This window comes from Rahnella bruchi, assembly GCF_003614975.1.
Taxonomy (GTDB): Bacteria; Pseudomonadota; Gammaproteobacteria; order Enterobacterales; family Enterobacteriaceae; genus Rahnella; species Rahnella bruchi.
The window spans coordinates 641,236-663,216 of sequence record NZ_QZWI01000001.1 but is presented as its reverse complement, the minus strand read 5'-3'; the positions used below and the strand labels follow the sequence as shown (position 1 = coordinate 663,216).

The following is a 21,981-nucleotide window of genomic DNA, read 5'->3' as shown; positions in this document are numbered from 1 at the left end:
AGCTTACGCGGAGGTTGTATGAGCAAGGAAAGACCTGATTTTATCCGTCACTGGACTGAGCTCGAGGGCGCTGATGACAGCAATTATCCCGGCGATGATGAGCTGATGTCGATTGGCGCGCCACTGGGAAAAGCACTAGGACTGACGCGCATTGGTATTCATCATGAACGTCTGTTACCTGGCCGACGCACCTGTTATGCCCATGCGGAAAGTTCAGAAGATGAATTTGTGTATGTGCTGGAAGGGCATCCTGATGCCTGGGTCAACGGCACATTACACCGGCTGAAAGCGGGCGACGCCGTAGCGTTTCCACAGGGTACCGGGATCTGCCATACCTTTATCAATAATACAGATGAGGAAGTGCGGTTGCTGGTCGTGGGTGAAGCTAATAAACCGGAAAACCGGATTTATTATCCGCTTAATCAGGAATACGAAGCGACGCGCAAAGACCGCTGGCAGGATGTTCCGCAGCAGGAATTTGGCGGCCACGATGGTCTTTCCGATTCAAGAAGACAGCAAATTAAGAAGCCGGTTTAGAAACCGGTCTTTCTGTTCCTGCTGCAAATTCCTCTTTAATCACTGAGTGATTACTGGATGGAAAGCGACTGCCAGCGTTGCTGACAATAGGGCATCATTTTATGAATCTTCAGGCTTCGCGCCTGATGATGATTCAGGGAATAGCCTTCCGGTGTGATCTCTAAAGTGTCACCGGCTTTCAGGGTGAAATCGTTATCCACAGACAGGATCAGCTTCAGATTTCTGAATGCCTGAATGCAGATATACTTGAGTCCCGTCTGAGGGATATTCAGGATATCTATGATTTTCCATTCCATATTCTCACTCCTTTCTTGTTACTGTCTGATTTCTCGTGAGTCTTTCTGCCTCTTTTTTTAACTCAAAAGTCCGTCATGTTTTGTCATCACAAAGTAATGATTTCTTTATAGGCGTTCCGATACGTTCAATGCTTGAACTGACTCACAAAAGAGGCACTAAGAACTTTCGCAGATCGCAGAATGAATCAATTAGGACAAAATGCATTTATCAGCAATGGACTTTGGAAATGAAAACGAAAGCAAAAAGACTTGAAATGACAACGATAAAACAGGTATTTCTGAATCCTTTCTGATTTTCAGGGCTGAACATCATGACAACTGATTCATTATCTGTGCAGCCGGATGACTTCATCTGGCTGGAAGGATTACGCAACGAAAAAGCGCTCGAATGGGCACATGAGCAAAACGCCATTACGCTGGCGGCTTTCACTAAAGGCAGCGAATTTAATCCCCTGCGCGAAAAAGTGCTGAAAGGGCTGAATTCTCCGGAGCAGATCCCCGTCGTCTCAAAGTGCGGCAACGACTGGTACAACTTCTGGCAGGATGCCCAGAATCCAAAAGGATTACTGCGCAGAACCTCGCTTGAAGAGTTTCGTAAAGCGAAGCCAAAGTGGGAAACCGTGCTGGATATCGATGCGTTGGGTAAAGCCGAAGGCAAAGACTGGGTTTATCACGGCGTGTTCGCGCTTAAGCCTGACTTTAACCGGGCGCTGATTTTTCTTTCACCGGACGGTGGCGACGCCTCAGAAGTCCGCGAGTTTGATTTACGGACGCTGGAGTTTGTCACTGACGGTTTTTTCCTGCCCGTCGCCAAAAGCCGTACCGGCTGGATTGATTATGACCATCTGTTCGTCGCCACCGACTTTGGTGAAGGCTCACTGACCGATTCCGGTTATCCGCGTATTGTAAAAATCTGGCAACGAGGGACACCGCTCTCAGAAGCCAAAACGGTGTTCAGCGCAGATAAAAAAGACATGCTGGCGGCCGGCTATCACGACAGTTTTAAAGGGTTTGAACGCGATTTTGTGGTCCGCGTTATAGACTTCTTTCACCGTGAAGCTTATGTGCTGAATGCGCAAAAAGAGCTAACCAGAATAGACCTGCCCACTGATGCCAAATTCAGTACCTGGCGCGACTGGCTGCTTATCCAGCCTTCAAGCGAGTGGCAGATTAATGGCGAAACCTGGCCTTCCGGCTCGCTGCTGACGGTAAACTTTGATGCGTTTTTGGGCGGTGATCGGGCGCTCAAGCCCCTGTTTATACCCGGTGCGAACTCCTCTCTCAGCGGTGTGACGGCAACCCGCGATCAGCTCAACGGCTATTCCTTCACCCGTGATCACATTATCCTCAGTATCACGCAGGATGTGGTAAACCGCCTCGAAGTGCTGACGCCGGAAAACGGGGAATGGCGGCGCGAACCGTTCGGCAAAGTGCCGGAACTGAGCAAAATCAATGCCTGGGGCGTAGATGACGATACCAATGAATATTTCATGAGTGTCAGTGGGTTCCTGCAACCGGCGAGTTTATCACTCGGCAATCTGGATAACGGCGCGGCGGTGGAGGCCGAACTGCTGAAACAGGATCCGTCGCATTTCGATGCATCCCGTTATCAGGTCAGCCAGCTTTTCGCGCAATCTGATGACGGCACGCGCGTCCCGTATTTCGTTGTGTGTCGCAAAGAGGTGGTTTACGACGGGAAAAATCCGACGTTACTTTATGGCTATGGCGGTTTTGAAGTCTCGCTTGATCCGTATTATCTCGGCGTCAGTGGTGTGTCGTGGCTGGACCGCGGCGGCGTGTTTGTGGTTGCCAATATTCGTGGCGGTGGCGAATACGGGCCGGAATGGCATAAAGCGGCGTTGAAAGAAAAACGTCTGCGGGCGTATGAAGATTTCGCATCTGTCGCCAAAGCGCTGATCGCCAGCAACATCACCTCTCCGGCACATTTGGCTGCGCAGGGCGGCAGTAACGGTGGCTTGCTGGTCGGGAATATGCTGACGCGCTATCCGGAATTGTTCGGGGCGATTGTCTGTGAAGTCGCGCTGCTGGACATGTACCGTTATACGCAAATTTCGGCAGGCGCTTCGTGGATTGCCGAATACGGCGATCCGCAAAAGCCGGAAGAGTGGGCGTTTATCCGCGAGTTTTCGCCGTACCATAATCTTGATGCGACGAAAAAGTATCCGCCGGTACTGATTACCACTGCCACCAGCGATGATCGCGTCGGACCGGATCATGCACGTAAAATGGCGGCCAAAATGCAGGCGATGGGCATCCCGGAAGTATATTTTTACGAGAATACCGACGGCGGCCACAGTGCGGCGGCAGACAAGGCGCAGTCTGCTTTTAAGCGCGTAATGGTGAGTGAATTTCTGCTGCACTTCCTGGGACGCAAAGCATAGGCAGAAGCGGACTCAATGATCTGCTGACTTAAGCTAAACGGGATGCCCCAAGGGTATCCCGTTAATATTTCGACATGTTTTATCCGCCATAAATTTTTCTAAAAACATTGCCCCGCCAATCCTTCCTTGTTTATTATTTCGGCTTCACTTGATAACAATTATCAAAATCATTTCTTATTCATTCTCATCTTCGGGTAATCACATGTTAAAGAACACCGCTCGCGTGCTGTCTGTTGCAGGTATGATGGCTGCCTCATCCTCAGTTTTTGCTACCACCTATCCGGTGACCGTGACCGATATGGCCGGGCAAAAAGTCACTATTGATAAAGCACCGCAGCGTGTGATTTTGCAGGACGGGCGTGATTTGCTGGCGCTGGCAGTACTGGATAAAGCCAATCCGTTCCAGCATGTGGTGGCGTGGAATAACCTGCTGAAGAAAACCGACAGCGGTACCTGGGATATGCTGAAAAGCAAATGGCCTGATTCAGCGAAAATCCTCGATATGGGATTCAGCGACAAAGGGCAGGTGGATTTGGAAACGGTCATTGCTAAAAAACCTGATCTGATGATTGCTCAGGTGCGTGCCAAAGACTCGCTGGCACAGGCTGGCGTGCTGGAGAAACTGGCTGCGCTGCATATTCCGGTGCTGTTCGTGGATTACGAACTGGATCCGGCCAAAGACACGGCGCCGAGCATTGATCTGCTGGGTAAAGTGATGAATCAGGAAGACAATGCCCGCGCTTATACCGCGTTTTATAACGAGCATTTCCAGAACATCCAGAAAGTGGTTTCGGCCATTAAAACCAAACCCAATGTCTTCATTGAGCCGATTGCCGGACGCGACGATTCCTGCTGCTTTACCCATGGTAATGCAGGCTGGGGCAAGCTGATTCAGGCCGTTGATGCCAACAATATTGGTTCTAAGCTGTTGCCGGGTGCATCAGGCACTGTTTCTCTGGAACAGGTTATCAGCATGAAACCGGACGTTTACATCATGACCGGTTCGGCGCGTCCTGCTTCCGGTTCCGTGACACACATTCTGCCGTTTGGGTACGGCGCGAATGAAGCTGATGTCGATAAACAAACTAAAGTTCTGCTTTCCCGTACAGGCGTTGCGCAGATCCCGGCGGTCAGTGACAAACATGTTTACGGCGTTTATCATCAGTTCTACAACCACCCGTACAACATTGTCGGTATGGAATATCTGGCGAAATTTATCTATCCGGAACAGTTCAAAGATTTAGATCCGGCGAAAACCTATCACGATATCGTGCGTAATTTCACTAACCTGCCGGATCAGGAATTCATCCTGGGCTGGACGCCGAAAAAGTAACATCTGACATTTGTCCACCTTAGGTTTAATGACTCCGCTTGTGGTCACGCAGGCGGATTTTCAATCCCTCCGCGTACTTTCTGCACGAACTTTACCTCCGTCACATTTGTTGACACTCCGTTAATTCATACAAAAATATAACTGTATTACTGTATCTGCATAACGCCGGCGGGCATCGTTCATGGCGTCGTACGACACATCAATAAGGTGAATTTATGCAATCTGAAGAACAGCGTTTAATTGACGGGCTTTTTAGTCGCTTACAACAGGCTGAGTCCAATACAGCACCGCGTGATGCGGAAGCTGAGCGTGTGATTCAGGCCCATATTCGTCAGCAGCCGTCCGCCCCGTATTACATGGCGCAGGCGATGATTATTCAGGAAGCGGCGCTGACCAAGCTCAATGCGCAGGTGCAGGAACTGCAACAGCAGAACGAGCAGTTGCAACAGCAGGCGCAAACCGCCAAACCGCAAAGCAGCGGTTTTCTTGCCGGTTTGTTTGGCGGCGGTTCCTCACAGGCCGCGCCACAACGTCAGACGTCACAGGGCAGTCAACCGATCCCTGGCACTCAGGCGTGGGGAAATCAGCCTCAGCAACAGCAATATGCTTCACAACCTCAACAGCAGGCTCCGGCGCAGGCTGCGCCTCAGCAACCCGGTTTTTTAGGCAGCGCATTGCGAACGGCGGCGGGTGTTGCGGGCGGTGTGGTGCTGGCCGATATGCTGACCGGCATGTTCCATCACAGCCAGCCGCAGGAAATCGTCAATATTATCGAAGAGCCGCCAGTGCAGGATCTCAATCCGGCTGACAGCAGTTTCCTCGACAACAATCAGGGTTTCGGGAACGATCAAAACTTCGATAGCGGGCTGCCTTCCTGGGAAGATGCCTCACTGCGCAACGATAATTCGGATCTGGGGTTCGGTTCTGACAGTTTTGATTCAGATGATTACAGCAACGACGACGATTCGTTTTTCTAACTGTTTGATGTCATAAGGCTATTAAACGCCTTTTTGGCAGAAGGAAACTGCAACAGAAAACGAAGAGTGAGAGCTTTATCGCTTATTGCCATCAGAATTCTGGACAAAAGTGAAATCTGTTGCTGTACTGTATTTGACACACATTTTGTGTCCAACATTCACGTAAAGGTAAGTTTGATGTCTAAGATTAAAGGTAGCGTTAAGTGGTTCAATGAATCTAAAGGTTTTGGTTTCATTACCCCTGAAGATGGCAGCAAAGATGTTTTCGTTCATTTCTCTGCTATTTCAAGCAACGGTTTCAAGACCCTTGCTGAAGGCCAGCGCGTAGAGTTCGAAATCACCAATGGTGCCAAAGGCCCGTCGGCTGCTAACGTTATCGCTATCTGACTTTAGCCGAATTCTAAAAAACCCGCCGAAGCGGGTTTTTTTTTGCCTGTCGTTCGTTAAATTATTACGCGGGTTTGCGTACCAAAAGCGCGAACATCAGGATAGCAATCGCGTAACAGCCGAGAATGGTCAGTCCCATCGACAGCGCCGGATGACTGCCAAAACCGGTAACAGGGACCGCCAACGCGCCAAGCGCAAACATACAAACTCCCAGCAATGCCGATGCACTCCCCGCGTTCTTCCCCTGACTTTGCATCGCGAGCGACCCCGCATTCGGGCCGATAATCCCGATGACCATTACCGAGAAGAACAGCGGGATCAGCAGCATCACCAGCGGCGCGTTAAGGCTGGCGGAGATCACCAGCGTTACGGACGCCACGGCGGCAATGCATAATCCCGCTTTTACCAGAGCCAGTTCACCAAAACGACGGCTCAGACGGGTAGAAACCTGTGCAGAAATCACCAGTCCGATGCCGTTGATCGCAAAGCACAGGCTGAACATCTGCGGGCTGAGATGATAAATCTGTTGCAGTACAAACGGTGAAGCGCCGATATACGCAAACATTCCTGCCATGATAAATCCCTGCGTCAGACACAACCCCATAAACGGGCGGTGTTTTAGCAAACCAAAAATCGAAAACAGCATACTCAGAATTCCGCCCCTGGCGCGCCGTTCGGGCAACAACGTTTCATGCAACTTCAGGGAAGAAAAGCTGAATAACAGGATGGCGATAAGCGCCAGTACGCCGAATATTCCCCGCCAGTTCACCCAGTTGAGTAATGCGCCGCCGAGCACTGGCGCGATGATGGGCGCCAGTCCGTTGACCAGCATCAGCAGAGCGAAAAAGCGCGTTAACTCATGTCCGTTATACAAATCTCTGGCCACGGCTCGGGAGAGTACTGCGCCACCGGCACCGGCGATCCCCTGCAACAGACGGGCGACGATCAGCTGATCAATGTCCTGCGCGACGGCACACCAGACCGACGCGGCCAGCAATAAAGCCAGCGACCACAATAAAGGACGCATACGGCCATAGCGGTCGCTCAGCGGGCCAAACAGCAGCTGGCCGAAACCGAGGCCGAGTAAACCGGCGGTCAGGCTGAGTTGCGCACTGGCGGTGGAGGTACTGAGATCGCCTGCCATTTCAGGCAGTGCGGGAAGGTATAAATCGGTGCATAAGGGACCCAGTGCGGCGAGAGAGCCTAGCACCAGGGCATAACCGAGGCGTTTTTCTTGCAGGTGAGCGCTCATGGTAAAGGTTAATCCGGTTTGCTGGTGATTGAATCCGTTTCGAAGAGGCTCTGGAAGTAGCGATGGTATATGGCTTCCAGAAGCTCTGCGTCGGCGTGAACTGTCGTCATACGACGAAATGCGGTGCCTTCACAAATGACGGCTAAAGTTTCCACCTTGGCCGTCATTTCAGCCTCTGAAAATTGCGGGAAAGTGGCACTGAGCAGAGATTTTGCTTCGTTAAACAACTGTTTTTCAGAGTCGCGCCAGATTTTTTCCACGGCAGGATTGCGGGTCGCTTCTGCGGCGACTTCCAGTATCAATGCGTGGTCAATTTCGGCCTGTTCTTTTTGTTCAGCGCACAGTTCTTCTTTATACGGCGCGCTGAGATTGCCAATCCGGCGGTGTGCCAGATTGTGCGCCACCTGTTGCAGGTTGTGGGCATTGCCTGTCATCAGCCTGATTTTTTTCATGACAATTCGGCGAACAATTTCTTCGATAATGGCGTCTTTATTGGCGAAATAGCGGTAAATCTGTCCCACACTGAGCAGTGAAGTTTTCGCGATTTCAGCCATGCCTGCACCATGAAAACCATGCTTGCGAAAACACAGGCGTGCTGCGGCAATAATCTGGTCGCGTCGTGCGCTGATGCGCGCGTCTTTAGTGCATTGTTGTGGGTGAAGCATGTTTTCCCTGAGAATTTTGCTGACATTGACTGTGAACGATCATTCTCAAGTATAGGCAATAAGGAGGAACAGGTAAATATTTGTATTATGAATGGAATGAAAAGTGACGTTTCGTTTCAGCGTCATTAAGCCCGGCGCAGAAATGCAAACGGCGCAATCAGGAAGAGTGCGCCGTTAACGGAAAAGGGGGACGTGCTGAAATTACAGAGGGTTATGCAAAGTATGCCTGTAAAAAAGCAACCACAGTCAGGACACAAAGGGCAACTGTCAGGAGCTCAGAAGACGTTTTTGGAACAGAAAACATGCCATACCTCGAAAATAAACCAGAGTGAACTGAGGCTATTATCTGCACATAAGATGAAGGAAACATTAAGAAAGGGCGGAGGATTAGAATCTGTATCACATATTTATCATGCAGATGCCTTTTGTCATAAAAAAGGCATCCGCGAAAGATAGGATCAGTGCGCGCTAAACCAGCTGACCAGCATGAAGGCCAATAAAGTCATGGCCAGGGAACCGGCAAGATTGAGCGCCATATTGAGCAGGGCGGCACCAAAACGACCATCCTGTAACATGTAGACGACTTCGAGTGAGAAGGTGGAGAAGGTGGTCAGGCCGCCGCAAAAACCGGTGGTGATCAGCAGTTTCCAGACCGGATCGATATGAGTCAGACGGGCGAAAAGGGCGATACCCAGGCCAATAATAAAGGCGCCGACCAGATTTACCGTCAGTGTACCCACCGGTAATACCGGGCTCATCCCGTTCATTTTAAGACTGACATACCAGCGAACCACGCTGCCAATACCACCACCAATAAAGACTGCAAGTAAGGTGCTAAACATAGGAATGCCTTAAAAAAGCGATAAATTCAGAAAGGGCCGGGCGCTAAGTTTACCTCGCGTCACAGGGCTTGTGTAGCCGCGATACAGAAACAGTGTGTAACCAGGAAAACGCTATGTTAATCAGAGAAGGTGTAGTTTCAGATGCGCAAATTCTGGCGCAATTATTGGGCGATTTGGATTATCCCAATACGCCGGAAGCCGTAGCAGAACGTGTGGTGAAAATGGCCGCTAACCCGGACAGTTGCCTGCTGGTCGCTGAAGCAGAAGGCAAGGCGGTGGGCTTTATCTCATTGCACTATATTCCGCAGATCGCACTGGCCGGAGAGTTCTGCCGGGTGAGCTATTTATGCGTCAGCGACCAGTGTCGTGGCGCAGGTATTGGCCAGAAACTGTTGGATGAAGCAGAACGTCTGGCGGCGGAACGCGGTTGTGACCGTATGGAAGTCCACAGCCACACCCGCCGCGTGCGCGCCCACCAGTTCTACGCGCGGGCGCAATACGAAGAGTCGCCGAAATATTTGCTCAGGCATTTACAGAAAAAATCCTGAGCAATCAGGCACCCATTGCCAGAACCAGTGCATCGGCAATCAAATCCACCTGCTCCGGTTTCACCTGACTGGTACTGATGCGGATAAACTGCCCCGGCCCGATGCGGCTGCGTTCGCCGGGCAGAACAGCTATACCCCGCGCAGCCATCGTCACCAGTGCGAACTGCTCTGAGGGCACCGGGATCCACATTGCAAGGCCGTCGCGCTCGGGAATGTTAATTCCACGTATACGTAAGGCGTCGGACATGGCTTTGCGGCGTTGCGCGTAGACGTTTTTGGCATGCGAAATACCTTCCTGCGTTTTCGGATCTTTTATCAGCCACGCCAGCGCTTCCTGCAAAATACGGCTCGACCAGCCGGCGCCAAAGTTACGAAATGATTTGATTTGTTTGATTAAATCGTTTGAACCGGAAATAACCGCCAGCCGTAAATCCGGGCCATAGGCTTTGGAATAAGAACGGACATGTACCGTCCGGTCAGGCAACCGGCTGCCCATACTTACTGGCGGATAACAGGACAATTGCCCGATGCCGTCATCTTCAATGATCAGCGTATTGCTCTGACTGAGAATTTCCGCCAGAGCAGCATAACGTTCCGCATTGATGGCGTGACCACAATGTGAGTGTGTGCGCGGCTGATAAATAAACGCGGAGGGATTTTTTAGCAGAGCCTGAGCAAGAGATTCCGGCAGCGGACCGAACTCATCGCATTTCACCGCGAGCACCTGCGCGCCCAGATTGTCCAGCATATCCAGCAAACGGGTGGCCGTCGGATCTTCAATCGCTACCACCGAACCCTGCATCAGCAAGGTTTGCAGCGTCAGATTCATCCCGTCAAAACCACCGTCCGCAGACATAAACGCCGGTGCGTCATAAGGCCAGTCGTGTTTTGCCGCTTCAAGTAAAGATGGCGCGATGGCCTCACGCTGGTAGCTGTTGAGATTATCAGCGCCAACACCGTGTTGCATGGCTTCGAGCAGGTTCGGCAGTAATTCAGGATCCGGCGAAGACAGCGCCAGATCCGCGATAATATGTTCGCCAAAATTGCCGATTTTCTCAAAGCGTGCCGGTCTTGGCGAGAGCATGTCCCCGCACACCCAGACGCCGTTGCGGCCGCGACCGGCGATCACTTTCTGACGCCGCAGCTGCCCCCACGCGGCGGATACCGTGGCCGGACTGACCCCCAGCGCCTGCGCCAGTTCGCGAACGGCGGGAAGGTGCGTCCCGATTTCAATCACACCGGAACGAATCAACGCTGCGGTTTCAATCGCAATGCCCCGCATGGAACGATCCTGTAATTGGGTCGCTAACCATTGTGCATCCAGTGTTTTTTCAAGGGGATTTTCTGCCATTTTCTCGCCTTTTGTTCAGTAACAAAGAATCTATTGTACATATTAATTTATGCCATTAGTATCAAACTTAGTCAACGGAGGCGATAAAATAATCATATTGCGATGAAGATGGTCTCCTTCGTAAAAGAATTTGGTGTGTTTGCCGGAAAGTTTGTAAACGCACAGTTGTTTTTCTGCATATCAACCATGCTGACACTTAAGGGGACGGATGTGACGATTACCATCAGGCTGGCTGTTCGTGACTGGGATTATTTTACGCCGCTGGCGTTAGGTGACCTCAAACCGGAAGGCTTTAATCTTGAAATCGATCGGGTGGGTACGTTAGTCGATAATCTGGGCACCAGCGATAAATACGATGCGGGCGAAGTGTCTTTCAGCCGCTACGCACAAGGGCGTGCGCGGGGCGAATCCGATTTGCTGGCTATACCGCATTTCCTGATGCGCGGTTTCCGTCAGCGCTGCATCATCACCCGTGAAGACAGTCCGCTGACTGAACTTTCACAGCTGGCAGGTAAGCGTATCGGTCTGACCGGCTGGCAGGATTCCGGCAATACCTGGACCCGCACATTACTGGCGCTGGAAGGCGTGGGCATTGAAGATGCGAACTGGTATGTCGGTCGTCTGACCGAAGCGCATCCGGTTGTGGACCGGCTGGCCGGTTTTGGCCGTGAAGGTCGTATTGAAGCGGTGCCGGAAGAACGCCCGATGATGGAGTTGTTGCAGGAAGGCTGGCTGGACGCAATTTTCACGCCTTTCATGCCTGATGGTTTCTTCAAGCCTGGCTCTGGTTTTCGTCAGTTCCAGCCGGATTTCCGTGCTGCCGAACTGGCCTATTTTAACCGCGTCGGCTATATCCCTGGCATTCACCTGCTGGCGATTAAACCCTCGCTGGCGGAAGAACATCCGTGGCTGCCGCAGGCGCTGAGCGACATCATTGACCGCTCTTATCAGGTCTGGATGGATAAGCGTGCCAAATATGCCGATACCACGCCGTGGTTGCTGGACGATTTACGCCGCACAGTCGTCGATTTACCTGCGGACTGGAATGCAAACGGTTACGCAGCCAATGAAAAGATGATCGACGATTTTGCTCATGAATTGCATGCGCAGGGACTGACGGCTAAACGTCTGACTCCGCAGGATTTGTTTCCGAAATTTGTCCGCTGAGATCTAACCACTTGCCTGAATCATCAGGTGACAGGGGAGTTAAAATGAAAGTTGCATTAGGTCAGTTTGCCGTTTCCCGTGAATGGGAAGCGAACGTCGAAACGTGTCTTTCGCTGATGGCGAAATCACTGGAAGCAGGCGCGGATTTGCTGGTATTACCGGAAGGTATTTTGGCGCGCGATATCACTGATCCGGATCTGGTTTTGAAAGCGGCACAGCCGCTGGATGGCCCGTTTGTCAGCCAGTTGCTGGCGGCCAGTCGTGGCAATCAGATGACTACCATGATGAGCGTTCACACACCCGCACCGGACGGTCGTGCCTATAACGTCCTGATTTCAATCCGTAATGGCGAAATTATTTCTGAGTATCAGAAACTGCATCTTTATGATGCGTTCTCTTCACAGGAATCAAAAAATGTCACCGCCGGGGATGAAGTGCCGCCGCTGGTAAATGTCGCCGGTTTTAACGTCGGCCTGATGACCTGTTATGACGTGCGTTTCCCGGAACTGGCGCGTCGTCTGGTACTCGATGGAGCAGACGTACTGGTTCTGCCCGCCGCATGGGTGAAAGGCCCGCTGAAAGAAATGCATTGGGAAGTGCTGGTCACGGCGCGCGCACTGGAAAACACCACTTATATGGTGGCGGTGGGCGAGTGTGGCGAGCGCAATATCGGCAACAGCATGGTCGTCGACCCGCTGGGTGTGGCCATCGCTCGCGCAGCAGAAGCCCCGGCGCTGGTGTTTGCCGAACTGGATAAAGATCGTCTGGCACATGCCCGCAAAGTGTTACCGGTGCTGGCAAACCGCCGGTTTGGTCTACCGCAATTACGTAACGACTGATTTTCGCTGCCGGTCCTCAACGGCGGCCACGATTTTTAAGCTGTACCGCGCGCCTCACCAGGGAACGCGTTTGTATTTGATAGAAAACGTAAAATAAAAAGTCTTAAAAAAAGCTTCTCAAAGAAGCCTCCGGAAATCCGCCATGGAAGGCGCTCACTATAAATACACAACATTCATAAACTCACAGACCGACTTTTTCGACAGAGGAAATAAGATAATGATGGCAAAAAAATTACGTCAGGCTGCTGTTCTGACCGCTGCATTACTTTCCGTATCTTCCATGAATGCCTTTGCTGCTGAAAATGTGTCAATCCCGACGCAGACGATGGATCCGGCGATCCACGCTAAATTGCCTGCGGATATTAAAACGTCAGGCGTGATGACGTCGGTTAACAACGGGTCTTTCCCTCCGTATGAAATTGTCACCGGCGCAAATGGTCTGGATGGCGCAAGCGCAGATCTGGCGCACGCACTGGCCGAAGTGTTAGGCGTAAAGATTCAACATGCTTCCGTGAGTGGCTTATCTGGCATCCTAAGCGGTATGGCGGCAGGCCGTTACCAGATGGGCATTGGCCCGATTGGTGATTATCCCGACCGGCAGGCGAAAAATGATTTCATCGATTTTGTGAAAGAGTACGTGGTGTTCGGCGTGCGTAAAGGCAACCCGGAAAAAATCAATTCTCTTGATGATACCTGCGGTAAACGCATCGCCGTCATGGCCGGCGGGTCAGCTGAACAGGTTATCCGTAAGCAATCGGATGTATGCGTGAAAGACGGTAAACCGGCAGTGACGGTGCAATCTTTCAGTGACCAGCCGACGTCTATTCTGGCCGTGCGCTCAAACCGTTCCGATGCATTCTTCTCTTCTCAGGCACCGCTGACGTACTTCGTGGAAAAAGCCAACGGTCAGCTTGAACTGACCGGCACCGGTAAATCCAACGGATTTGGCGATATCTTCCAGGGCACCGTTGTTGCTAAAGATTCTCCGGTACGTGACGCGATCCTTGCTGGTTATCAGAAACTGTTCGATAACGGTACGTACGGCATCATCATGAAAAAATGGGGTCTGGAAGGTAATATGATTCCGGCACCGGGGATCAACCTGGCAAAGGCGCAGGCTAAATGACTGATAAAACGTATAGTTCAAAGCCAGCAGTCAAGGACGACTATACGCAGGATCCACGACGTAACGTTGAGTTTTCCCATGCACCGCGTAACTACGGTCGCTGGATTGCCTGGATAGTTGTGCTGCTGATTGCCGCTGATGTGATTTGGGCGGTGTCCCGCAACCCCAATTTCGAATGGCACGTGGTGGCGCAGTGGTTTACGGAAGGGACTGTCATCAAAGGCCTGGGCGTTACGCTCGGCCTGACCGTGGTCTCGATGGTGCTCGGCGTTTTCATCGGCCTGATGCTGGCGATTGCCCGTTTGTCTGACAGCATGTTGCTGCGAAGATTAGCAGGATTGTATATCTGGTTCTTCCGCGGTACGCCGCTGCTGGTGCAATTGCTGTTCTGGTACAACATGTCAACGCTGTTCCCACGGGTGGTGATCGGTATCCCGTTTGGCCCGCAATATTTTAGCTGGAATACCAATGATCTGATCACACCACTGACGGCGGCGATTGCTGGTCTGGCGCTGAATGAAGCGGCGTATATGGCGGAAATCATTCGTGCCGGTTTGTTATCGGTGGATAACGGTCAGGGCGAAACCGCGCAGGCATTTGGCATGAGCCGTGGTCGCGCGCTGCGTCGGATTATCATCCCGCAGGCGATGCGTTCGATAATCCCGCCGACGGGTAATCAACTTATCAGCATGATTAAAGCGACGTCACTGGTCAGTGTGATCGCCATGGGTGACTTACTGTATTCGGTGCAAACCATCTACAACCGTACCTTTGAAGTGGTGCCCATACTGATGGTGGCGGTGATCTGGTATCTGTTTATTACCTCATTGCTCAACCTCGGGCAGTCCGCGATTGAACGCTATTATTCCCGCGGCACGCGCCGGACGCTGACTAACGTAAAACGACGTCAGACCAATGCGGAAGAAAAAGCCGCGCCGATCATTAACTCGCCGGGCCTGGCCCGCAGGGAGGACTTATGAGTCAAATACCCTCCGGCACTCAGCCATCCGAACCGGCATCACTGGTGACTGCACGTAACGTGCATAAAAGTTACGGTGATAATGAAGTGTTGAAAGGCATTGATCTGGATGTGAAATCGAGTGAAGTGGTGGTGATCCTCGGGCCATCAGGCTCGGGTAAATCAACCTTCTTGCGCTGTATTAATCATCTGGAAGATATTGATCGTGGCTCGATTATGGTGGGCGGTGAGCAGATTGGTTACGAGATGCGTGGTGACCGTTTGCATAAATTGTCTGAACGGGCCATTGCGCGTCAGCGCCGGGATATCGGTATGGTGTTTCAGCAATTCAATCTTTATCCGCACATGACCGTGCTGCAAAACATTATCGAAGCCCCAGTTGGCGTGCATAAAGAAAGCCGACATGACGCAGAGAAATATGCCCGCGAGTTGCTGCAAAAAGTGGGTCTGAGCGATAAAGCCGATGCGTATCCGCGCCATCTTTCCGGCGGACAACAACAGCGCGTGGCGATTGCCCGGGCGCTGGCGGTGAAACCGAAGCTGATGTTGTTTGATGAGCCGACTTCCGCACTGGATCCTGAGCTGGTGGGCGAAGTATTAGCCACCATGCGGGATCTGGCGCAGCAAGGGCTGACAATGATTGTGGTCACCCATGAAATCGGTTTCGCGAAAGAAGCCGCTGATCGTGTGGTGTTTATGGATCGCGGGGTGGTGGTGGAGCAGGGCGCGGCGGATGAGGTGTTAGTGAATCCTCAGCATCCGCGCACGCAGGCTTTCCTCAGCCGTTTCATCTGACAATTACGGGCTGAAACCGGGAAAGCGATCGGTCTAATCGGCTATCTCGACCCGGTTTCGCCCGTTTTTCTTCGCAATATACAGAGCATTATCGGCGGCATTCAGCCAGTGAGTCGGGGTATCCTGCGCATCATCGCATTCGGCTATTCCTGCGCTGATATGGAGCTGTAATTCGGGATGATGCGGAAACAGGCTGTTAGCCAGGCGGCTTTGCAGCCGCTCTGTCGCCCGTTTAGCCTGAAGTTTAGTGCTGTGTGGTAAAATTGCCGCAAATTCATCACCGCCGAAACGCCCGATAATATCCGCAGTGCGCATGGTTTGTTGCAGTTCCTGAGCCAGCAAAATAATGGCCTGATCGCCAACGCTGTGGCCGTAGTTATCGTTGATGCTTTTGAAGTGATCGATATCAATCAGCACCAGCGTGGTTTTGTGCCGGTAACGGCGGAAACTCTCCAGCTCAGTTTGCAGTAGCGATTCCCAGTGACGGCGGTTATAAAGCCCTGTCAGACCATCTCGTACGCTTATCTGCATAATCGCCTGTTTGTGTTCGGCGAGTTTTCGTGATGTCCGGTAGGTGACATTACCGAGGAAAATCGGGTAAATCATGATCATGGGTAAACAAAGATAAAGCTGGAACGGCGTGGTTTCGGGCAGGAAAGGAAGTTTCGCTACCCACAGCAATGTCAGCGCAACGGTAATTTGCGCGATAACGCAGCGAAAGAATAACGTCTTGCCACCTGCCGAGATATTATTCATACCCATCATGGCGAAAATGGTCGCAGAGGGCAGGGCGTTGAATCCCATCACGGCAATCCAGATGCCGCCGAAGATCGTGTCAATCTGCAGGTTATTAATTTCACTTTTAAATGGCGTCGCCGACTGTTTTGCTTTCCAGTAGGCAAGGTGCGGCCAGATAAAACTGTTGAAAAACAGCAAAAGCCACAGCCAGCCAGGCGTTGAATGTTCAATCATTACCGAGCCGACACAAAAACTGCCTGTGCCCAGTCCGACAATACGGGGGAAGTAAGTCCGTTTCGCAAAACGCAGTCCGGAATGATGAGTATCGTTAACCAGAGTCGTATGAAGCTTTTTCGGCATCAGTTCTCATTAAGGGTTTGCAAACCCGGGTTGATAAAACGGGTCGAAATCAAATTAGACGTTGTTTTGCTGCAAATAAAGACAGAAGTACTTTATGCGTATGCTATTCACGCTCATAATAGCTCACTATGGTCATAATGCGCACAGTTCTGGATCCGTTCTGTTACATTTTCGGGTTGTATTAACGTCGCGAATGGCCGTTAATAGCGACAAATTGTCACTGCTGTTTTCCAGCACTCAGTGTAAAGAAGGTATGTATGGAAGGTCTAAGTATTACTAAATTGTTGGTGGTCGGCGTGCTGATCGTCCTGTTGTTCGGTACCAGCAAACTGCGTTCTCTGGGCGGCGACCTGGGTGCAGCACTGCGTGGCTTTAAGAAAGCCATGAATGATGATCCGGCTCCGGCAGCTGCTGAAAAAACAGCAGAAGAAAAACCGGCTGAACGTGTCGAACATAAAGACTGAGAATTCGTTTCAAAAGTCTTTTAGTTTCTGCTTACGTGAAAAGCCAGACGTAAAAAAGGTTGTTCTTGCGAACAACCTTTTTTGTTTTCTGCGATAAGAAGTAACAAAATGTTAAATCGCAGCGCCTGAACGCGACGTCTGACTTTATTTAACTTCTAAGCCCTTGGCTTGCAGATCGGCGTGATAAGAAGAACGCACGAACGGACCGCAGGCCGCATGGGTGAAGCCCATTTCCATCGCGGCTTCTTTCATCTGATCGAACTCTTCCGGGCTCACGTAACGCTGAACCGGCAGATGGTGACGGCTTGGCTGCAGGTACTGGCCGAGTGTCAGCATGGTTACACCGTGGCGACGCAGATCGCGCATCACTTCGATGATTTCTTCGTTCGTTTCGCCAAGACCCACCATCAGACCTGACTTGGTTGGGATTTCAGGGTGCGCTTCTTTAAAGCGTTGCAGCAATGTCAGCGACCATTCGTAGTTCGCACCTGGGCGAACCTGACGGTAGACGCGCGGCACGTTTTCCAGATTGTGGTTAAACACATCCGGCGGGCTGGCGTTGAGAATATCCAGTGCGCGATCCATACGGCCACGGAAGTCCGGTACCAGCGTTTCGATTTTGATGGTCGGGTTTTTCGCACGGATAGCCGTAATGCAGTCAGCAAAGTGCTGGGCACCGCCATCGCGCAGATCATCACGGTCAACGGAAGTGATAACCACATAACGCAAGCCCATATCGGAGATGGTTTGCGCCAGTTTTTCCGGCTCGTTGGTGTCTGGTGCGGTCGGACGCCCATGTGCCACATCGCAGAACGGGCAACGACGGGTACAAATAGCGCCGAGGATCATGAAGGTCGCCGTGCCATGGTTGAAGCATTCGGAAAGGTTAGGACAAGCCGCCTCTTCACAGACAGAATGCAGGCCGTTCTTGCGCAGCGCTGATTTAATGCCCTGAATTTTCGTTGAGTCGGCAGGTAATTTGATTTTCATCCATGCCGGCTTACGTAACATTTCCTGCCGGTCACTGACCACGGTTTTCACCGGGATTAACGCCATCTTGTCTGCATCGCGGTATTTGACGCCGCGTTCCATCTGAATCGGTTTACTCATAATCTTGCAGCTTCCAGGTTTGTCACTCGTTACCCGAGTTTTTTCAGGACATTCAATGAACTGGCTGATTCATCAAAAAAAGTAGAAATAATGCGGAAATTATATCATTGAAGCATCCCTTCGTTCAGCCCTTCGTCATGGCCGGAAGTGCTAAATGCTGCAATTTTTTAACCTGAAATCCATGTAAGGGCGAAAATTTCGCAACCAATTTCTATTCATCATATTGAAAATTAGAATAATTTCAATCAGGCGCTTGGTCTGAACCTCTGGTGTTAACAATGTGTAAATATTTTTTCTAAATGGAAAATTTACAACGCCGAAGCAATTTCCTGTCGGGAGAAGGCTTCACCGATCACATTAATAATCCTGCTGAGCGTTTTGTCGTTTTTCGCTGACTTGTTATACATCATCAGGATGTCGTAAGGCTGTACCGGTAAATCACATTGCAGTTTTTGAACCGGGAAGGCGGGCATGAAAATATCGACCATTCTCTCCGGCAGGACAGCCAGTAAATCAGAACCGGAGACCATCGAAAGCACATTGATCGCGTTGAAACTGGCGAAGGCAACAAACCGGTCCGGCAGGGCTTCGCCTATCTCAAACTGCATTCGTTTTAAATCACCCACAGTTGTCACGACGCTGGCGTACTGCTGGCTTGCAGCCTGTTCTGCGCTTAGTGTTTTGTCGATCTGTGGATGATTTTTCCGGCAAACAAGCACTGTTTTATCCGACATCAGCCGGATGCTATTTATTGACCGGTTAAATTGCGGGCTGATATCAATAACCAGATCTGCACGATGCTGAATCAGCGTATCTTCCGCATCGGTAAGCGGCACATGTTGCAGGATGTAGTGGCTGTTAATTTTCTCGAGTTCGCTAAGGATCAGCGGAAAGGTAATTTGCGCGATAAACGGGTAGCAGCTGATGGTCAGAACGCGGGATTTATCATTATCGCTGGTGAAATCCAGACCGGTGAGAATAGAACTGAACCCCTGACTGATGTGTTTATGCAGATTGGTGGCATACGCCGTCGGGCTGATCCCCTGTCCGTCGCGGATAAATAACGGATCGGGAAAAATATTACGTAATTTTTGAATCGACTGACTGACAGAAGAGGGCGTCAGATTGAGTGCGTTTGCGGCGTGTACAATGCCTTTATTGAGATAAACCGCTTCAAAAATAGTCAGTAAATTGAGATCAAGATTGCGAAGTTTATTTAAACTGGCACTGCTATCTTTATTATCCATATAACATTCCTGACAGTGTAAAAGACTGTCCCGGCAAGTGAGGGGCCGGGGAGTGCGCTTATCCGTAAGCGATGAGATGCTGAAGACGTAACGTGCTGATATTATAATAAAATGAATCGTAACTCTTGTAATAAGTGACCCATCTGCAGGTAACTGGAAGGAAAATCACAGCACCTGAGGTGCGTAGTGTTCAATCTGCCATGGCAGATAATCCACCTGCTGGTAATCGAGACAATGGTTAAAGGATTTCACCAGAACAGGCATGACCTGATCAACCGTTAATCCTGGCTTTTCGAGACTGGCCTGAGTCATTTCGAGACCGGCATATCCGCAGGGATTAATACGATGGAAAGGTTCCAGATCCATATCAATATTCAGTGCCAGACCATGTAACGAGCAGCCTTTACGAATGCGCAGACCGAGCGAGCAAATCTTTTTGCCATCAACATAGACACCCGGCGCATCGGCACGGGGATAGGCATCAATAGAAAAATGCGCCAGCGTATCTACCACAGTTTGTTCGATAGCGGTGACCAGCTGACGGACGCCGAGTTTTTTTCTTTTGAGATCAACCATCACGTACATCACCTGCTGGCCGGGTCCATGATATGTCACCTGACCACCGCGATCGCTCTGAATAACCGGAATATCACCGGGCATTAATACGTGTTCAGCTTTGCCAGCCTGACCTTGCGTAAAAACGCGCGGGTGCTGAACCAGCCAGATCTCATCCAGTGAGTCAGCGTTACGGTGTTCAGTGAAATGGTGCATGGCCAGTGAAACGGGTTCATAAGGCTGCAGGCCAAGCTGGCGCAGTACGATACGTTCTTGCGGATTATGTGGTTGCACGGCAGTTATCGTCAGTCAGAGAAGGGGAAAACGCGCGAAGTTTGGCTTTCGCGCGTATCGATCAGAAAGGGCTTACAGCACCATACGGACAATTTCGATATTACCCAGCTCATCGTACAGGGTTTCGACCTGATCGATGTGAGTGGCCGTGATCGTAATAGAAACGGAGTGGTAATTCCCTTTACTGCTCGGTTTTACCTGAGGATTGTAGTCACCAGGCGCATGGCGTTGCACGACTTCCACAACCTGGTCCACCAGCTCGGGTTGTGCCAGGCCCATTACTTTGTAAGTAAAGGGACAAGGGAATTCGAGCAGTTCGTTCAGTTTGGTTTTCATGTGCACTCCAGCGTGTTGTACAACGTATTAAGTTTTGTCTCTAAAAGTATAACTCCCGCCGTAGCGGGAGCCATAATCTATACCGTTTATATGGGGATTGTTGCAAACTTTTTCAAGCAGCAACTTAGCCGAACCAGTGGTGGAACATCAGTTTGATGTAATCCACGATGCGACCGAAGAAGCCGCCTTCTTTCACTTCGTTCATCACCACCAGTGGGCGTTCATCAATCGTTTTGCCATCAAGCTGGAAGTTGATTGAGCCAACCACCTGATTTTTCTGCAACGGAGCATGCAGTTCAGGGGTATTGAGAACATAGCTGGCTTTCAGGTCTTTCATGCGGCCACGCGGAATAGTCAGGTAAGCATCTTTCTCGACACCCAGCGCAACGCGGTCGGTATCACCAAACCAGACTGGCTCAGAGGCAAATTCTTTACCGGCTTTCAGCGGAGAAACGGTTTCGAAGAAGCGGAAGCCCCAGGTCAGCAGCTTTTTACTCTCAACTTCACGGCCTTTATAGGTATGACCGCCCATGACGGCAGAGATCAGACGCATCTGACCTTCAGTCGCGGAAGCCACCAGGTTATAACCTGCTGATTCAGTATGACCCGTTTTAATGCCATCCACGTTCAGGCTGTTATCCCACAGCAAACCGTTACGGTTCATCTGGCGGATATTATTGAAGGTGAATTCTTTCTCTTTGTAGGTGGCGTACTCTTCCGGCACATCACGGATCAGCGCCTGACCAATCAGCGCCATATCGCGGGCGGAGCTGTACTGACCGGCTGCATCAAGGCCATGTACGGTACCGAAATGGGTATTTTTCAGACCCAGTGCGTTCACGTAGTTGTTCATGATAGCGACGAAAGCGTCCTGGCTGCCGGCAACATGGTCGGCCATCGCCACACAGGCGTCGTTACCTGATTGCAGGATGATCCCGCGGTTCAGCTCAGAAACCGGCACACGATCGCCTGGTTTGAGGAACATCAGGGAAGAGCCTTTGAACACCGGATTGCCGGTCGCCCAAGCGTCCTGACCTACGGTCACGATATCCGTCGGGGAGATTTTGCCGGCTTTGATGGACTGACCAATAACATAACTGGTCATCATTTTTGTCAGGCTGGCAGGGTCGCGGCGTGCGTCGGCATTCATTTCTGCCAGAACTTTACCGGAGTTGTAGTCGATCAGGACATAGGCTTCAGCATCAATTTGCGGAACGCCAGGGATCATTGTTTTTAAATTAACATCGTCGGCATAGGCGGACGCTGCACTCAAAGTGATTACGGTGCCAAATGCGAGGCTTTTGACTAAACGTGAAGTATTTACAAGTTTCATGATCGGGACAACAACATCCGTGGGAGTAAGTGATAAACGTGCGCCACT

At 51.0% G+C, this 21,981-nt stretch carries 23 protein-coding genes; 12 read left to right on the top strand and 11 right to left on the bottom strand.

Translation table 11 applies throughout. The features are described from left to right. Positions 1-18: 18 nt before the first annotated feature. Positions 19-537, top strand: a complete 519-nt coding sequence (locus tag D5398_RS03265) for a cupin domain-containing protein (protein WP_120506307.1) — start codon at positions 19-21, stop codon at positions 535-537. A 50-nt stretch (positions 538-587) separates the two neighbouring features. Here D5398_RS03265 and D5398_RS03260 read toward each other — a convergent pair whose 3' ends face one another. Beyond that, the gene (locus D5398_RS03260) at positions 588-833 is read right to left on the bottom strand and encodes a hypothetical protein (protein WP_120506306.1); all 246 of its coding nucleotides are present in this window, start codon (positions 831-833) and stop codon (positions 588-590) included. 311 nt (positions 834-1,144) lie between these two features. Here D5398_RS03260 and D5398_RS03255 point away from each other — a divergent pair, with 311 nt between their 5' ends. The 4 genes from D5398_RS03255 to cspE all read left to right on the top strand — a co-directional run bounded on the left by D5398_RS03255 (position 1,145) and on the right by cspE (position 5,932). Beyond that, the gene (locus tag D5398_RS03255; RefSeq protein WP_120506305.1) at positions 1,145-3,235 is read left to right on the top strand and encodes a prolyl oligopeptidase family serine peptidase; all 2,091 of its coding nucleotides are present in this window, start codon (positions 1,145-1,147) and stop codon (positions 3,233-3,235) included. Positions 3,236-3,437: 202 nt separating this feature from the next. After that, positions 3,438-4,568: an ABC transporter substrate-binding protein gene (locus D5398_RS03250; RefSeq protein WP_120506304.1), complete on the top strand. Its 1,131-nt coding sequence runs from the start codon at positions 3,438-3,440 to the stop codon at positions 4,566-4,568. A 215-nt stretch (positions 4,569-4,783) separates the two neighbouring features. Further along, positions 4,784-5,545, top strand: a complete 762-nt coding sequence (locus D5398_RS03245; protein WP_120506303.1) for a DUF2076 domain-containing protein — start codon at positions 4,784-4,786, stop codon at positions 5,543-5,545. Positions 5,546-5,722: 177 nt separating this feature from the next. Next, positions 5,723-5,932: a transcription antiterminator/RNA stability regulator CspE gene (cspE, locus tag D5398_RS03240; RefSeq protein WP_009636912.1), complete on the top strand. Its 210-nt coding sequence runs from the start codon at positions 5,723-5,725 to the stop codon at positions 5,930-5,932. 64 nt (positions 5,933-5,996) lie between these two features. Here cspE and D5398_RS03235 read toward each other — a convergent pair whose 3' ends face one another. The 3 genes from D5398_RS03235 to crcB form a co-directional block, all read right to left on the bottom strand. Then, complete coding sequence (locus D5398_RS03235; protein WP_120506302.1) at positions 5,997-7,184, bottom strand: multidrug effflux MFS transporter; 1,188 nt, start codon at positions 7,182-7,184, stop codon at positions 5,997-5,999. Positions 7,185-7,192: 8 nt separating this feature from the next. Beyond that, complete coding sequence (locus D5398_RS03230; protein WP_120506301.1) at positions 7,193-7,849, bottom strand: TetR family transcriptional regulator; 657 nt, start codon at positions 7,847-7,849, stop codon at positions 7,193-7,195. Positions 7,850-8,307: 458 nt separating this feature from the next. Beyond that, entirely contained in the window at positions 8,308-8,691 is a 384-nt protein-coding gene (gene crcB / locus D5398_RS03225; RefSeq protein WP_120506300.1) for a fluoride efflux transporter CrcB, read from the bottom strand. A gap of 113 nt (positions 8,692-8,804) precedes the next feature. On the opposite strand from crcB, the gene D5398_RS03220 reads away from it, so the two are divergent. Beyond that, entirely contained in the window at positions 8,805-9,239 is a 435-nt protein-coding gene (locus D5398_RS03220; protein WP_120506299.1) for a GNAT family N-acetyltransferase, read from the top strand. Between the two features lie 4 nt (positions 9,240-9,243). Here the strand turns inward: D5398_RS03220 and D5398_RS03215 are convergent, their stop codons facing one another. Beyond that, complete coding sequence (locus D5398_RS03215; RefSeq protein WP_120506298.1) at positions 9,244-10,590, bottom strand: aminotransferase class I/II-fold pyridoxal phosphate-dependent enzyme; 1,347 nt, start codon at positions 10,588-10,590, stop codon at positions 9,244-9,246. A gap of 210 nt (positions 10,591-10,800) precedes the next feature. On the opposite strand from D5398_RS03215, the gene D5398_RS03210 reads away from it, so the two are divergent. The 5 genes from D5398_RS03210 (at position 10,801) to D5398_RS03190 (ending at position 15,496) form a co-directional block, all read left to right on the top strand. Beyond that, positions 10,801-11,757 carry a substrate-binding domain-containing protein gene (locus tag D5398_RS03210; protein WP_120506673.1) on the top strand — a complete coding sequence of 319 codons (957 nt, stop codon included), beginning with the start codon at positions 10,801-10,803 and terminating at the stop codon, positions 11,755-11,757. A 44-nt stretch (positions 11,758-11,801) separates the two neighbouring features. Continuing rightward, positions 11,802-12,596, top strand: coding sequence for a deaminated glutathione amidase (locus D5398_RS03205; protein ID WP_120506297.1), 795 nt, complete (start codon positions 11,802-11,804; stop codon positions 12,594-12,596). Positions 12,597-12,813: 217 nt separating this feature from the next. Continuing rightward, entirely contained in the window at positions 12,814-13,722 is a 909-nt protein-coding gene (locus tag D5398_RS03200) for an ABC transporter substrate-binding protein (protein ID WP_120506296.1), read from the top strand. Then, positions 13,719-14,702 (top strand): amino acid ABC transporter permease, encoded by a 984-nt coding sequence (locus tag D5398_RS03195; protein ID WP_120506295.1) that lies wholly within the window; start codon positions 13,719-13,721, stop codon positions 14,700-14,702. Before D5398_RS03200 ends, D5398_RS03195 begins: the two co-directional genes overlap by 4 nt. After that, complete coding sequence (locus D5398_RS03190; RefSeq protein WP_120506294.1) at positions 14,699-15,496, top strand: amino acid ABC transporter ATP-binding protein; 798 nt, start codon at positions 14,699-14,701, stop codon at positions 15,494-15,496. Before D5398_RS03195 ends, D5398_RS03190 begins: the two co-directional genes overlap by 4 nt. Before the next feature lie 33 nt (positions 15,497-15,529). Here the strand turns inward: D5398_RS03190 and D5398_RS03185 are convergent, their stop codons facing one another. After that, positions 15,530-16,594, bottom strand: a complete 1,065-nt coding sequence (locus D5398_RS03185) for a diguanylate cyclase (protein ID WP_120506293.1) — start codon at positions 16,592-16,594, stop codon at positions 15,530-15,532. Between the two features lie 257 nt (positions 16,595-16,851). Between D5398_RS03185 and tatE the strand changes: the two genes are divergently transcribed. Beyond that, positions 16,852-17,058, top strand: a complete 207-nt coding sequence (gene tatE, locus D5398_RS03180; protein ID WP_120506292.1) for a twin-arginine translocase subunit TatE — start codon at positions 16,852-16,854, stop codon at positions 17,056-17,058. A gap of 144 nt (positions 17,059-17,202) precedes the next feature. Here the strand turns inward: tatE and lipA are convergent, their stop codons facing one another. From lipA to dacA, 5 genes are all read right to left on the bottom strand, one after another. Further along, entirely contained in the window at positions 17,203-18,168 is a 966-nt protein-coding gene (lipA, locus tag D5398_RS03175) for a lipoyl synthase (RefSeq protein ID WP_095921145.1), read from the bottom strand. 308 nt (positions 18,169-18,476) lie between these two features. Beyond that, the gene (locus tag D5398_RS03170) at positions 18,477-19,415 is read right to left on the bottom strand and encodes a YbeF family transcriptional regulator (protein ID WP_120506291.1); all 939 of its coding nucleotides are present in this window, start codon (positions 19,413-19,415) and stop codon (positions 18,477-18,479) included. Between the two features lie 165 nt (positions 19,416-19,580). After that, complete coding sequence (lipB, locus tag D5398_RS03165; RefSeq protein ID WP_120506290.1) at positions 19,581-20,264, bottom strand: lipoyl(octanoyl) transferase LipB; 684 nt, start codon at positions 20,262-20,264, stop codon at positions 19,581-19,583. A 72-nt stretch (positions 20,265-20,336) separates the two neighbouring features. Next, the gene (gene ybeD / locus D5398_RS03160; RefSeq protein ID WP_013576500.1) at positions 20,337-20,600 is read right to left on the bottom strand and encodes a DUF493 family protein YbeD; all 264 of its coding nucleotides are present in this window, start codon (positions 20,598-20,600) and stop codon (positions 20,337-20,339) included. 124 nt (positions 20,601-20,724) lie between these two features. Next, positions 20,725-21,933: a D-alanyl-D-alanine carboxypeptidase DacA gene (gene dacA, locus D5398_RS03155; protein WP_120506289.1), complete on the bottom strand. Its 1,209-nt coding sequence runs from the start codon at positions 21,931-21,933 to the stop codon at positions 20,725-20,727. Positions 21,934-21,981: the final 48 nt, after the last annotated feature.